This window comes from Ornithinimicrobium sp., assembly GCF_051004135.1.
Lineage (GTDB): Bacteria > Actinomycetota > Actinomycetes > Actinomycetales > Dermatophilaceae > Ornithinicoccus.
The window spans coordinates 1-12596 of the sequence record NZ_JBPCKQ010000240.1; the positions used below are offsets into that span (position 1 = coordinate 1).

At 69.5% G+C, this 12596-nt stretch carries 11 protein-coding genes; 8 read left to right on the forward strand and 3 right to left on the reverse strand.

What is annotated here, in order from left to right; translation table 11 throughout:
• Positions 1 to 227 precede the first annotated feature (227 nt).
• Entirely contained in the window at positions 228 to 1079 is an 852-nt protein-coding gene (locus tag ACR2FV_RS17120) for a hypothetical protein (protein ID WP_434016913.1), read from the forward strand.
• Between the two features lie 526 nt (positions 1080 to 1605).
• Here ACR2FV_RS17120 and ACR2FV_RS17125 read toward each other — a convergent pair.
• Both ACR2FV_RS17125 and ACR2FV_RS17130 read right to left on the reverse strand, forming a co-directional pair.
• Positions 1606 to 2382, reverse strand: coding sequence for an SDR family NAD(P)-dependent oxidoreductase (locus tag ACR2FV_RS17125; RefSeq protein WP_434016914.1), 777 nt, complete (start codon positions 2380 to 2382; stop codon positions 1606 to 1608).
• Positions 2383 to 2409: 27 nt separating this feature from the next.
• Complete coding sequence (locus ACR2FV_RS17130) at positions 2410 to 3855, reverse strand: four-carbon acid sugar kinase family protein (RefSeq protein ID WP_434016915.1); 1446 nt, start codon at positions 3853 to 3855, stop codon at positions 2410 to 2412.
• 546 nt (positions 3856 to 4401) lie between these two features.
• On the opposite strand from ACR2FV_RS17130, the gene larE reads away from it, so the two are divergent.
• The gene (larE, locus tag ACR2FV_RS17135; RefSeq protein ID WP_434016916.1) at positions 4402 to 5247 is read left to right on the forward strand and encodes an ATP-dependent sacrificial sulfur transferase LarE; all 846 of its coding nucleotides are present in this window, start codon (positions 4402 to 4404) and stop codon (positions 5245 to 5247) included.
• Positions 5244 to 5897, forward strand: coding sequence for a nickel pincer cofactor biosynthesis protein LarB (gene larB, locus ACR2FV_RS17140; protein ID WP_434016917.1), 654 nt, complete (start codon positions 5244 to 5246; stop codon positions 5895 to 5897). Before larE ends, larB begins: the two co-directional genes overlap by 4 nt.
• Here larB and larC read toward each other — a convergent pair.
• Positions 5884 to 7119, reverse strand: a complete 1236-nt coding sequence (gene larC / locus ACR2FV_RS17145; RefSeq protein ID WP_434016918.1) for a nickel pincer cofactor biosynthesis protein LarC — start codon at positions 7117 to 7119, stop codon at positions 5884 to 5886. The genes larB and larC overlap by 14 nt on opposite strands.
• Positions 7120 to 7465: 346 nt before the next feature.
• Between larC and ACR2FV_RS17150 the strand changes: the two genes are divergently transcribed.
• The 5 genes from ACR2FV_RS17150 to dctP form a co-directional block, all read left to right on the forward strand.
• Entirely contained in the window at positions 7466 to 8236 is a 771-nt protein-coding gene (locus ACR2FV_RS17150; RefSeq protein ID WP_434016923.1) for an SDR family oxidoreductase, read from the forward strand.
• A gap of 164 nt (positions 8237 to 8400) precedes the next feature.
• The gene (locus tag ACR2FV_RS17155) at positions 8401 to 9606 is read left to right on the forward strand and encodes a mandelate racemase/muconate lactonizing enzyme family protein (RefSeq protein ID WP_434016919.1); all 1206 of its coding nucleotides are present in this window, start codon (positions 8401 to 8403) and stop codon (positions 9604 to 9606) included.
• A 198-nt stretch (positions 9607 to 9804) separates the two neighbouring features.
• Positions 9805 to 10881 (forward strand): molybdopterin-dependent oxidoreductase, encoded by a 1077-nt coding sequence (locus ACR2FV_RS17160; protein WP_434016920.1) that lies wholly within the window; start codon positions 9805 to 9807, stop codon positions 10879 to 10881.
• The gene (locus tag ACR2FV_RS17165; protein ID WP_434016921.1) at positions 10878 to 12089 is read left to right on the forward strand and encodes a hypothetical protein; all 1212 of its coding nucleotides are present in this window, start codon (positions 10878 to 10880) and stop codon (positions 12087 to 12089) included. Before ACR2FV_RS17160 ends, ACR2FV_RS17165 begins: the two co-directional genes overlap by 4 nt.
• Positions 12090 to 12099: 10 nt before the next feature.
• Positions 12100 to 12596, forward strand: a 497-nt coding sequence (dctP, locus tag ACR2FV_RS17170; RefSeq protein ID WP_434016922.1) for a TRAP transporter substrate-binding protein DctP, incomplete at its 3' end; no start/stop codon positions are given.

Here is a 12596-nt window from a genome sequence, read left to right on the forward strand (position 1 = left end):
CTATCGGCGGCTGCGCCAGATGGAGCAGCAGGTCACCACGCTCGCCCGGGAGCTGGCAGTGCGGGAGGCCGTGCACCGGGACCAGCAGTGATAGCGACCTCCGGCTGTGGATCCAGGCATACCGGCGACTGCCGGAATACTCCGAGACGACCGTCCTTGAGCGGTTGAGCTCTGCCGCTGACTTCGGAAGCCTCGACGCGCACTACTACCTATACGTCCTGAACTTTATGAGGTGGCTGCGCGGCGACGCCCAGAACCAGGACCGGACCCGGCAGTTCCTCGAGCGATGCCAGCGGCTTGCGCGGAACAGGAACCGCTCCTGGAGTTTCGAGTGGGTCGGCGAGAGAGAGCCTGCGCCGTCTGTCGTGCACTTCACAGAGCTAGGCTCTCAACCACCGGGCGGGAACATCTTCTTCCCTCGTGCCTACCTGCTGCGACGCCTGCAGGGGGTCATTGAACGCATCGACGGCCCGCAGGCGGGCAGGATCCGCGTGATGCCCGGGACGCTGACCGCTCACTTCCGGCCACGCTTGAAGTTCCTGCAGACGCGCGACATCAACGCGACGGTCGACTTCTTTATCGGCTTCACCTACGACGGCCTCCGCGCGTATGAGGTTGAGTACCCGGGTGAGTATCGCGGGCCGGCGCGTCCCAAGACTCCCGTAGCGCAGCTTGTCGCGGCACCGATCGATTCGTCGATCGCTCCTCGGAACACAGTTGAGTCCTACGAGGTCGATGCCGATCCCGCGGCCAAGCTCGCCGGCCCGAACGCGCACCAGAGCCGCAAGGCTGGGCGCCTTGTGCTCGACCTGGGGTCGTGTCGCGACGCCATCGCCGGCTCGTCCGGGGACGAGGCCTGTAGACGCGCCATCGAGAATCTGATCAAGCAGTGTGAGTCCGCTGGAGCACGACTCGACTCACTTCGCCTCGGCGAGGTACTCCAAAACGTCCTCGGCCTCTCCGGGTACCAGCGACTTAAGGGCGGCGGCAAGCTGCGCCCGGCGATCAGCCGACTTGGCTTCACCACGGAGCAGGGCCCGGGGGCGTTCTTCGTCTCGTCCGGGCACGAGGGCTCCTGAAAGCGGTGATCACCGCAGTACGTCGTCGATCCGGTCGTCCTACATGCGGAATCCTGAGTGGTGACACCTCAGGGCAAGATGACCATTTGTCCGCTCTCGTCCCGGTTGACCGTCCGGAGACGGTCCCGGGACGGGTCCGTCTTGCGGGCATGCTTTCAGGGTCGTGAGAGATCCGCTGCCGGTCCGAATCCCGTGCATCAAGATCCTCCAGATGCGCACATCGATCCTTCTGTGCGTCTGGGGTACACCCGCCCCCAGATCTGTTACGAAACGCGCGACCACCCTGCGTAACGTGCATCTAGGGTCTAGACCCACTCCTGAGCAGGCGTCTCACGAAGAGACGCCGCGATGTGTCGCTTGGAGCTCCTCGCCTGCCCTGGAATCTCGCCGCGCGGTTACCTCGGCCTCACGACATCGCGATTCAACATTCCGATCAACGCCAGGGGGACGCTGTCCGTCACGGTAGGCGGACAAAGCCGACGCTTATAACGGGATTGCGTCCGCTGACGACCTCCACCACTGGCGTTCAGGAGATCTGCAGCCCGCCGTTGATGTCGTACGTGGCGGCAGTGATGTAGCCGGCGTCCTCCCCGAGCAAGAACGTGATCAGCGCGGCAATATCGTGCACCGTGCCGACCCGCCCCATCAGCACGTCCTTGGACATGGACGCCTTGCGCTCCTCATCCAGCGGCCCACCCATAATGTCGGTGTCCACCGGCCCCGGTGACACGGCGTTGACGGTGATGTGGTGCTCCCCCATCTCCCGCGCCAGGGCCCGGGTGAAGCCGATGATCCCGGCCTTGGAGGCGCTGTAGGCAACCTTGGAGTAAGTACCGCCACCGCGTTGCGCCGAAATCGACGACACGCTGACGATCCGGCCCAGCTGCCGCTCGATCATGCCCTGCAGCACCCGCTGGGTGACCATGAACGTCCCGGTCATGTTGACCGCGAAGACCTTGTCCAACGCCTCCCGTGTCTCCTCCATGAACGTGGTCGGCGAGCTGATGCCGGCCAGGTTGACCAGCCCCACCACGGGCGGCAGCGACCCCTCGACGGCCTCGATCGCCGCTCCCACCGACTCCTCGTCGGAGACGTCGGTGCCCACCCCGAGGCACGGCACGTCATACCGACTGCCCAGGTCATCGGCAGCGGCCCGCGCCTCCTGCCCGTCGATGTCCAGGATCGCGACCGCCCAGCCCTGCCCGGCCAGGCGCTGGGCAGCGGCCCGCCCGATGCCGCGCTCGGAGGCGGCGCCGGTCAGCACGGCGGTCCGCTCGGTCGGCCACGTCGGTGTCTCGCTCATGTCGGTGCTCTCCTTGGGTCGGTCGGGTCACAGGCGTGCGCTGAGGGTGCTGACGACGTCGAGCAGCGACTCGTCGCTGCCGACGTTGCCCGCGAAGACGACGTAGGGGATGCCGCGGGCGGGCCCGTCCACGGCCTCCCACAGGGATACCAGCCCGGGCAGCATCGGCCCGCGCACCACGGCGTGCCGGATCTGCATACCGTGGGCAGCCACGTCCGAGGAGGTGATGCCGCCCTTGGCCACGACGAACCGCGGCGGGGTGTCGGCCAGGATCCGGCGGACCACGTCGACCACCGCTTCGGAGACTCCCCGGGCGATCCGCAGGCTCTCCTCCGGGTCATCGGTCCTCTTCAACTGCCTGCTGGTATGCAGGATCACGTCGCCTCGGGCGAGGGCCTGGGTCACCGTCTCGACGGTCTGCTGCAGGTGCGCGTCGCGTTCCTCCTCCTCGACCAGCGCCTCCACGGATAGCTCGACCCGGCGCGCGTCGGGGTGACCGGCGAGCAGCGCGTCCAGCTGGCGGGTAGTCAGCCCGACGTGGGAGCCGACCACGACTAGCCCGCCCCGGTCCTCAGCGTCCTCCCCCATGATCTCCCGCCCGCTCAGCGGCGCCCGCGCCTCCTGGCCGATCATGGCCCGCACGAACGGCGGCCCGACGCGATAGAGCAGGTGCTTGCCCCGGCGCTCCGCCTCGATCAACCCCAGGGCCAGCGCGCGCAGGTCGTGCTCGGTGACGATGTCGACCACGATCGGGGTGGAATCCTGCGCCGGCTGCACTGCGTCGGCGATGCCATCGGCACCCCCGCGCACCACGTCCAGATCGAGCACGATCACGGCGTCGGCATCGACGCGGCCCTGGGTCTTCTCCTGCACATACTCGGCCAGTGCCGAGTGCCTATAGCCGAAGGTCGCGTCGGCGGCGAACTCGGTCTGCGCCGCCGGCACGAGATCCCCCTCCTGCTCCACGTAGTGCACCCCGCCGATGGTCACCCGGCCCGCGTCGGGGAAGGCCGGTACAATCACCACCCCGTCGGTGCCCGGCCCCCCGTGCTCACTCAGGGTCTCGGCGATGACGTCGGTCTCCAGCGGGTAGTGCCCACGCAAGGTCGAGTCGCTGCGGCTGACGAAGGCGAGGTCCACGCCGAGGTCGTCAGCGGCAGCAGCACTCTGGGCGTTGGCCACGCACTCCTGGGTGCGATCGCGCGCGTCGGCAGGATCCAGGCTGCGGGTATTGGTCAGCACGTAGACCGCCGGAGCCGGCGCACCGTCGATCCGGTGAGTGAACGCCCAAGCGAAGTCCTCGACGTCCCACGCGGTCAGCACTGGCAGATCCGCCACCGACTGGGTGCCCGTCGGGTCGTCGTCGAGCACGACCAACAACCGCGGCGAGGCCTCCCGGGCCGCTGCGACGACCGCGGCGCTGATCTCGATCTCGCCCGGGTATCCGGCGAGCAGCTCGGCCTGACTCGGCATACCCACCTCGTGTCGACATCGTTGGCAGCACCCTCAGTATTGAGGCGCCATGACGCGACGTCAACCTAGGCCAACGGCATGGCGGAGCGCGCCAACGGGTTCCTGGAGACCTCCCTCATGCCCGGACGGACGTTCGACTCACCGGCTGGATACCACACCCAGCTCGCGGGGTGGCTGCCCCGAGGGATGAGCCATGGCGAGTCGGCGGCGAGCCACGGAGACGATGACTCCTCCCGTTCCGGCAGCCAGGATGCCAGGGTGTTGGCCCCTGCACGTCCGACTCGACGGTCGCGTGGACCCGCGGAGTGCAGCGGACGGCCCGGGATGCTGCGGCTCTACGGGAGGGAACCACGGACGGTCGACCACGTGCTGAACACGTCACGCTCTCAGACGAAGCCTGCGTCGCCACGATCGCGGCCGCGCTGCAGGCGAAGGCGACAACACCCACCCGGCGACCGACCACGAGGCCCGCTCCGATGCGCAACCTGTGCCGTTACCTCACCTGGCGGTCCACCCGAAGGACCGTGGCGGACGTAGCATCGTGAGATGAGCAACCCGACACTGCAGGAGAAGACCGAGGTCATCGCAGCAAGCATGCGAGGCCTCGGTCGGCTCGGCGTCGCCTTCTCCGGTGGAGTGGACTCCTCCGTCCTGCTCGCCCTGGCCGTCGACGCGTTGGGCACGACCGGCGTCGTCCCGATCCTGGGGGTCTCACCGAGCCTGGCCGCTCGGGAGCGGAGGGCGGCGCACCGGGTGGCAGAGGCCATCGGGGTGCGGGTGGTCGAGATCGAGACCCACGAGATGGACCGCACGGCATACCGGGCCAACGGCGTGGATCGGTGCTTCCACTGCAAGGACGAGCTGTTCAGTCTCATCCGCGACGACCTGGTGAGCGAGCTAGGCCTCGACGCCGTGGCCTACGGCGAGAACCACGACGACAGCCTGCGCCCGGACCGGCCGGGGGCGGGCGCGGCAGCGCAGCACCGGGTGCTGCACCCCCTCGCCGCGGCGGGCCTGTCCAAGGCCGAGGTGCGCACTATCGCCCGGGACCGGGGCCTACCGTGTGCCGACAAGCCGGCGGCGCCCTGCCTGGCATCGCGCATCCCACACCATCAGGAGGTCACCGTGCGCAAGCTCGCCCAGGTCGAGCAGACCGAGGATGCTCTGGTCGAGCTCGGTCTGTCCGAGAGCCGGGTGCGCCACCACGGCGACATCGCGCGCATCGAGGTGCCGGTGGCGCTGCTGGCGCGCGCGGCGGCGCTGCATACCGAGATCACCTCACGGGTGCGTGCCGCAGGATTCCGTTACGTGACGCTGGACCTCTCCGGCCTGCAGTCCGGCTCGTTCACTCTGCACGAGCTCGGCGCGTCGCAGGAGGTTGCTCGAGGGTGAGCGAGTCCGACGTCCATCTCGACCACGACCGCCACGAGCGAAGGGGGTATGCCGAGGCGGTCTACTGCGAGGGCAAGACGCTCGAGCAGCTGAGCCGCATCGCCCGCGAGATCGCCGAGCACCCCGACCGCGTCACGCTGTTCACCCGGTGCGACCCGGTCCGGGCCGGCACGATCCGAACCGTGCTGCCGCAGGCCTGCTACGACGAGGCGGGTCGGCTCCTGGCCTGGCCACCCGACATTCCCCCGCACGCCGGCCACCGTGTGGTCGTCGTCGCGGCGGGCACCTCGGACCTACCGGTGGCCCGCGAGGCCCTGCTCACGGCCCGTTACCTGGGCCGAGAGACCGAGCTCGTCGTCGACGTCGGCATCGCCGGCGTGCACCGGGTGCTTGCGCACGTCGATCTGCTTCGCTCGGCCCGGGCGGTGGTGTGCGTCGCAGGGATGGACGGCGCCCTTCCCGGTCTCATCGCCGGGCTGATCGCCGCGCCCGTGGTCGCGGTGCCCACATCGGTGGGCTACGGTGCCGCGTTCGAGGGGTTGGCGCCGCTGCTGACCATGCTCAACGCCTGTGCGCCCGGTGTGGCCGTGGTCAACATCGACAACGGCTACGGTGCCGGCCACCTCGCCGCCCAGATCACCGCTTCCTGACCGCCTCCAGGCGGCGCACTGCTGCTGTGGCATCCGCCAGGACGTCCGCGACCGGGACGCCCCGGCTACGGGCCAACGCCAGACAGTCCTCGAACTCCGGTGTTGCACTCACCACCTTGCCGTGCAGCCGGCCTAGCTTGACCCGTACGCAGCCGCCTGGAATGTCCACCTGCACGTGCCCACGGACCAGCGCCGAGCGTGTCACGTCGTGCGATCTGACCCCCAAGGTCGAGGTATGCCGAAAGAGCCACTCCTGGATCCCGTCGGCCAACTCCGGGACGACCAGGATCGTCAGGACATGCCCTGGCCTGCCCTTCTTCATCAGGACCGGCGTCAGCCAGGCGTCGTTGACGCCCAGGTGGATCAGGTCTGCCAGCACGACCGGCCACACCCTGGGGTCCAGATCGTCCACGGTGCACTCCAGAACCCGTAGGTGCTCCGTGGTGGCCGGAGCTTGACCCGGGGCGTCCTCGGTCAGGACGACCCGGGTGATGTTGGGCCGGTCAGGGGTGTCCCGCGCGCCGGCGCCGACCCCCACCGCTACAACCACCCCCGGTGGCATCGGCCCGTGGCCGGTGGCCAACGCGGCGAGCACGGCCACACCCGTCGGCGTCGCCGCCTCACCCGGGGTGGCCGGCGCGGGCCCGACGGGTAGGCCGGCGACCCGGATCAGCTCGAGCACGGCCGGCACCGGGATCGGCAGCGACCCATGGGCCGCATCGACCGCTCCGTGCCCCAGGGCGACGGCGCTGCACCGGATGTCCCCCACGGACAGGTCGTCGAGCGCCGCGCACACACCAACGACGTCAGCGATCGAGTCCCAGGCACCGACTTCGTGGAAGTGCACGTCATCCAGCGCGACATCGTGCACCCGGGCTTCGACAGCAGCCAGCGCAGCGAAGACCGCTAGGGCATCGCGTCGCACTCGCACGCTTAACTCCGCTCTCTGCAGCAGCTGATGCACCGACCGCCAGGTGCGCTCGGCATGCGGGGCTGACCGAGCCAGACGGACGGTGAGCCGTCGCGCACGCAGGCCAGCCCGCGACTCCGTGCTTCCGACCAGCACCACCTCGTCCGGGACGACGGCCGCGACCGCACCCCGAACCACGTCGAGATCCGCCCCCGCATCGATCAGCGCGGCGAGCAGCATGTCACCCGCCACGCCGGCCGTCGCGTCGACCCACAGTTGCAGGGTGGGCGTCGCTGGGGGGGTGGACTCCACGCGCGCCACGCTATACCTGAGGCCGGGTCGAATCGGCGCACCGAGCCCCCCTCTAGTGCCCCGGGTGGCGCAGCAGCACCACTGTCACGGCAACAGTCGGCAACCGCTCCGAGCAGACCCACATGGTCAGAGCCTGCGAACACATCGCCGAGCAGGGGCTCGAGCCCGAAGGCGGCGACGTGCACGATGCGAGAAGAAGCCGTGTCAACAGCGCACGCGCGATCGGTGACCCGGCAGTACGGTGGCCGGGAGGTGTTCGTATCCGGTCGGCGCCGCCACGCCCCACAGCCTGACGGCCACGCTCGCTGCGGCTCTCGAACGCCGCGACGACGTGGAGGAACGGCATATGTCAGATCTGTTCGACATCACCGGGCGGGTTGCGCTGGTCACCGGATCGAGCCGCGGGATCGGCAAGGCCCTGGCGACGGGACTGGTCGAGGCCGGTGCGGCCGTCGTTCTGAACGCCCGAGGCGAAGAGCGGCTCGCTGCGACCCGGGACGAGCTCGCCGACAACCATCCGGGCGCGAGCATCCGCGTCGTCCCGTTCGATGGCACCGACTCCGCCGAGGTTGCGCGGGGGATCGAACGGATCGAGTCCGAGATCGGACCGATCGGCATCCTGGTGAACAACACCGGGATGCAGCATCGCACGACCTTCGTCGATTTCCCCGAGGACGTGTGGCACACGCTCCTCGCCACTAACCTCACGAGCGCGTTCCTCGTGGGACGCGAGGTCGCTCGCCGGATGACTCCGCGCGGCCGCGGAAAGATCATCAACATCTGCTCCGTTCAATCGATGCTCGTCCGCCCCGGCATCGCTGCCTATTCGGCGACGAAGGGCGCACTCGCGCAGCTTACGAAGGGGATGTGCGCGGATCTGGGGCCCGCCGGGATCCAGGTCAACGCGATCGCTCCGGGGTACTTCAAGACCGAGCTCACCGCAGCCCTCGTCGAGGACGAGGAGTTCACGTCCTGGGTCGAGGACCACACGCCGGCCGGGCGCTGGGGCGATGTCGGAGATCTCGTCGGCGCGCTGCGCTTCCTCAGCAGCGACGGCAGCGACTTCGTCGGCGGCCAGATTCTCTACGTCGACGGAGGCATGACATGCGTGCTGTGACGCCGCACTACTCGGGCGTGACCGATGAGACGTTGCGTCGTCGCGCAAGAACCATCGCCGCCAACATCAACCGGCTTGCCACGGGAGGGGCGCTGGCCAACAGACTGCGCTGACCCGCCCACCAACTTCGCGGCCGTCCCGCCGCGCACCCAGGAGGTTCCGACATGAAGATCCAGCGCATCCGCACCTTGCGAGTCGAGGATCACCCCAACCTGCTCTACGTGCTGGTCGAGACCGACGACGGAGCGGTGGGGCTCGGCGAGACCTACATCGGGGCGGCGGCCGTCGAGGCCTACATCCACGAGACGGTGGCTCCGCTGCTGCTGGGCGCGGACCCGCTGGCCATCGAGGCGCATGCGCGTCGCCTCGCCGGGGTGCTGGGTCGCAGCGGTGCCGGTGTCGAGTCTCGGGGAAACTCGGCGGTGGACATTGCTCTATGGGATCTGTTCGGCAAAGTCGTCGACCAGCCGCTCTACCAGTTGCTGGGCGGGCGGGTGCGGGCGCGGGTGCGCATCTACAACACCTGCGCCGGATACGGATACGTCCGTAGCGCGGGCACCGGTGTGGGGTCGGACAACTGGGGCCTGGCGGCAGACGCCGCGGCAGGCCCGTACGAGGACCTGCAGGCATCCCTCACCGATGCGGGCGAGCTCGCAGAGAGTCTGCTCGAGCAGGGTGTGACCGCCATGAAGATCTGGCCCTTCGACCGTATCGCCGAAGAAACCGACGGACAGTACATCACCAATGAGCAGCTTACCACCGGGCTGGAGCCGTTGCGGAAGATCCGCGAACGGCTGGGTGACGCCATGGATGTCATGCTGGAGTTCCACTCGATGTGGAACGTGGCGGGGGCGCTGCGGATCACCGCGGCCGCCGATGAGTACCGGCCGTTCTGGTACGAGGACCTCCTGCCCACCCAGGAGATCGACGGCCTACGGCGCATCGCCGACCAGACCCGCACCCCGCTGACGCTAAGCGAGACGGTCGCCGGGCCGACCAACTTCCGCCGCCTGTTCGGCTCCGGCGCGGTGGGCGTTGCCATGGTCGATGTCGGGTGGGTGGGTGGGGTCAGCGTCGCCCGCCGCGTCGGGACGCTCGCCGACGCCCACGGCCTGCCGATCGCGCCGCACGACTGCACGGGCCCGGTCGTGCTCGCCGCGTCGACGCATCTGTCGGTGCACCTGCCAAACGGCTTCATCCAGGAGACCGTACGCGCCTTCTACACCACCTGGTACCAGGACCTTGTCACCGGGTTGCCGCATATCGAAGGCGGGACGATTGTGCCCGCAGAGGCACCCGGGCACGGCGTGGAACTCAACCCGGAACTGTTCGGACGTCCGGACACCCACCTCGTCGAGAGCATCCGCTGAGTCGAACGGGGTTGCGCCCGGTCCTCACCCCCGACGGTGATCCTCCGTGTCCTGGTCCCACGAAGTCTCGAAGTTAGGTCACGCTCCGGTATCGATGGTTGGGTTGGCCTTGCGAAGCGGGACCACGGGCATTAGACAGGCAGATATCGGATGAATTCACCAGGCGCGCCGATGCGTCCCCACCGGAAGGTACGGCCGATGAGTCCGCAGCCGGGTCCGACGACGCGGTCCCCCGGCGCGACATCGCGGCTGCGCTCCCTCAACGCCCCGGTCGGGCTCCTGCTGCTGGTCTTCCTCGTGCTCGGCCTGGCCAGCGGGGTGGTCATCTGGTGGCAGCTCAGCTTCGGCACCGGCGCGTCCATCGCGCTCATCTCGGTGCACTCCTACGTCGGCCTGCTGGGTCTGCCGGTGCTGCTGACCAAGGTGGCCGCCGGGCTGGCGGCCTGGCGCCGCCGGGCCGCGCGACCGGTCCGGGACGGTGGATCGCTGACCCACCTGATGACGGCGGCGCTGGTCCTGGTGGTGCTCTCCCAGTACGCCAGCGGGGTCGCGATGTACCTGAACTGGTCGGCCGTCTCCGGTGGCGTGCTGAAGACCGTCCACCTGTGGTCGGCCGTGGTCGGCGCACCCGTCGTCAGCTACCACGTATGGCGCTTCCTCGTTCGCGCCCAGGCTACCGTCCGGCACGCGGTGACCTCTGTGGACCCGTCCGGCAGCACGGCCGTTCGCCGGCACGTCCTCGCGGCCGGTGCGCTGGGCTTGGCCGCCTGGGGTACCGTCCGCGTGGCCGGCGGGGGCGCCAGTGCACTGAGCCAGCGGGGACCCAACGACTTTCCCGTCACCCTCACCTCGGGAGGGGCCGACCAGCCTGAGCCCGCCGAGTGGCGGATGCGTGTGGATGGGGAGGTGCAACGGCTGCTCGTGGTTTCGCTGGCCGATCTGCGCGCCGGGCCCGTGCAGCGCCACACGTACAGCCTCGACTGCGTGCTGGGCTGGTCGGCTACGCGCACCTGGGGCGGCGTGCCGCTGTCCTATCTTCTCCAGGAGGCAGGGGCCTCCCCGGACCTCGTCAGCGTCGTCATCCACAGCACCACCGGATACCAGGTGGCGCTGCTGCGCAACCAGCTCAAGGACCCGCGCACCATGGTGGTCTGGGAGGTCGACGGCGTCGACCTCAGCCCCGAGCACGGGTTCCCGGCCCGCATCATGGCACCGGACGTGATCGGGGAGCGGTGCCTGAAGTGGGTCGACCAGGTGACCGTGATCGCCGCATGAGGTCCATGATCCTGCCCGCGGTGGGCGTCCTCGGGCTCACCATGCTCGCCGTCACCCGCGTGGAGCCGCCGACCGACCTCGGCCGCTGGACCAACGGACCGCTGGCCGGCGAAATCGTGCTGTCCATGGATGTCGACGGCACCGCGATCGTCGTCGGGACCGCCAGCGGGTTGTTCCGGGTGCGCGGAGACGGTAGCTCACAGGCGCTCGGAGTCCCCGGACCGGTGCACACCGTCGCAGCAGTGGCCGGTGCTGAGCTCTGGGCGGGCACGGACGCCGGGCTGGTGGTGGTCGAGGAGGACTCAGTGTCCACGGCGCTCGAGGGTGACCGGGTGCACTCCCTCGACGTCCACGACACCGCTGCGGTGGCCGGGACGGACAGCGGTGTCCACCGGAGGACGGGGAACAGCGACTGGCAGCGCGTGTGGCCCGCCGCGGACCAGCCGGGCACCGCCGTCGGCGCGGTCCTGCGCGCCCCGCAGGGGCTGCTGTTCGCGCACCCGCAGGGGCTGGCGCTCCTCCGGCCATCCGGGGCCGTCGACGTCGTCGTCCCGGCCGTCTCGGTGGTCGCGCTCGGACCCTGGTCCGACGACGGCTCACTCTGGGCCGGCACCCGCGGCGAACCGTTGCTGCTCCGCTCCACGGACGGAGGCTCGAGCTGGAACTCCCGGTCCTCGGGGCTCGGCTACACCGCAGTGCAGGCCGTGGCGGCCGATCCCTCCACCGACGGCGAGCTTCTCGTCGGCGGCAGCGGGCTCGCCGACGGCAATGGCAACGCCGGAATCCAGCGCACCGACGACGACGGGGCGACCTGGACCGCGGAGCAGGACCGGCTCACCAACACCCACGTCTACGCCCTGGCCACCCGCACCGAGCCGCTGCGTCTGGACCTCCGGCTGGCCGGCACGGACGCCGCCACCTCACTGCCGCTGCCCGTGTCCACCACCCGGTGGTACGCCGGGACCAACGGTGGAGGCATCTCCACCCACCGTCCGGACGTCGCTGCCCTGGACGGACTGGCGGTGGCGGCGCCCTTTTTCGCGGTGCTGGAGCCCCTGCTCGGCGGCGTCCTACTCCTGGTCGTCCTCGTGCCCGCATACCGTCGACTGAGCCGAAGCCGTGCCCCGGTCCCGCGCGGTCCTCCGGCGGCCGCCCACAGCACGGACCGTGACCCACTGACCGACCACAGCAACGCAACGCTCACCTAAGGAGAGAACAATGCGACTGACACACCCACGACGCGTCATCCCGACCAGCCTGGTGCTGGCCGGCATGATCACGCTGACCGCTTGCGGTGGCTTCAGCGAGGACGAGGAAGCTCCGGCGGACGGCGGGGGGGGCGAGAGCAGCGCCGCGGCCGAGGGTAGTGAGGGTCCGGAGCTCTCCGAGCCGCCGGCCATCGAGGGCGACGTCGTCTCCGACGGGGAGGCGTACGAGATCAGGTTCGGCATCGGACTGGCCGAGGACTCCGCGCAGGCGCTGTCGGTGGACTACTTCGGTGAGATCCTCAAGCAGCGCAGTGACGGGCGCATCGAGGTCAACCTGTTCCCGAACAGCCAGGTCGGCGACGACCTGCAGATGATGAACGCCCTGCAGAGCGGCACCCTGGAGATGACCTACCCGTCCACCTCCCCTGCCACGTCGTTCGTGCCCGAGCTGGCGCTGTTCGACCTGCCCTTCCTGTTCCCGACCCCGGAGGATGCGGACGCCCTGCT

Coding starts and splice junctions, on each gene's coding strand:
- ACR2FV_RS17150 (WP_434016923.1), top strand. CDS start 7,466: ATGTCAGATCTGTTCGACATCACCGGGCGGGTTGCGCTGGTCACCGGA.
- ACR2FV_RS17120 (WP_434016913.1), top strand. CDS start 228: ATGAGGTGGCTGCGCGGCGACGCCCAGAACCAGGACCGGACCCGGCAG.
- ACR2FV_RS17155 (WP_434016919.1), top strand. CDS start 8,401: ATGAAGATCCAGCGCATCCGCACCTTGCGAGTCGAGGATCACCCCAAC.
- larE (WP_434016916.1), top strand. CDS start 4,402: ATGAGCAACCCGACACTGCAGGAGAAGACCGAGGTCATCGCAGCAAGC.
- ACR2FV_RS17130 (WP_434016915.1), bottom strand. CDS start 3,855: ATGCCGAGTCAGGCCGAGCTGCTCGCCGGATACCCGGGCGAGATCGAG.
- ACR2FV_RS17160 (WP_434016920.1), top strand. CDS start 9,805: ATGAGTCCGCAGCCGGGTCCGACGACGCGGTCCCCCGGCGCGACATCG.
- ACR2FV_RS17125 (WP_434016914.1), bottom strand. CDS start 2,382: ATGAGCGAGACACCGACGTGGCCGACCGAGCGGACCGCCGTGCTGACC.
- ACR2FV_RS17165 (WP_434016921.1), top strand. CDS start 10,878: ATGAGGTCCATGATCCTGCCCGCGGTGGGCGTCCTCGGGCTCACCATG.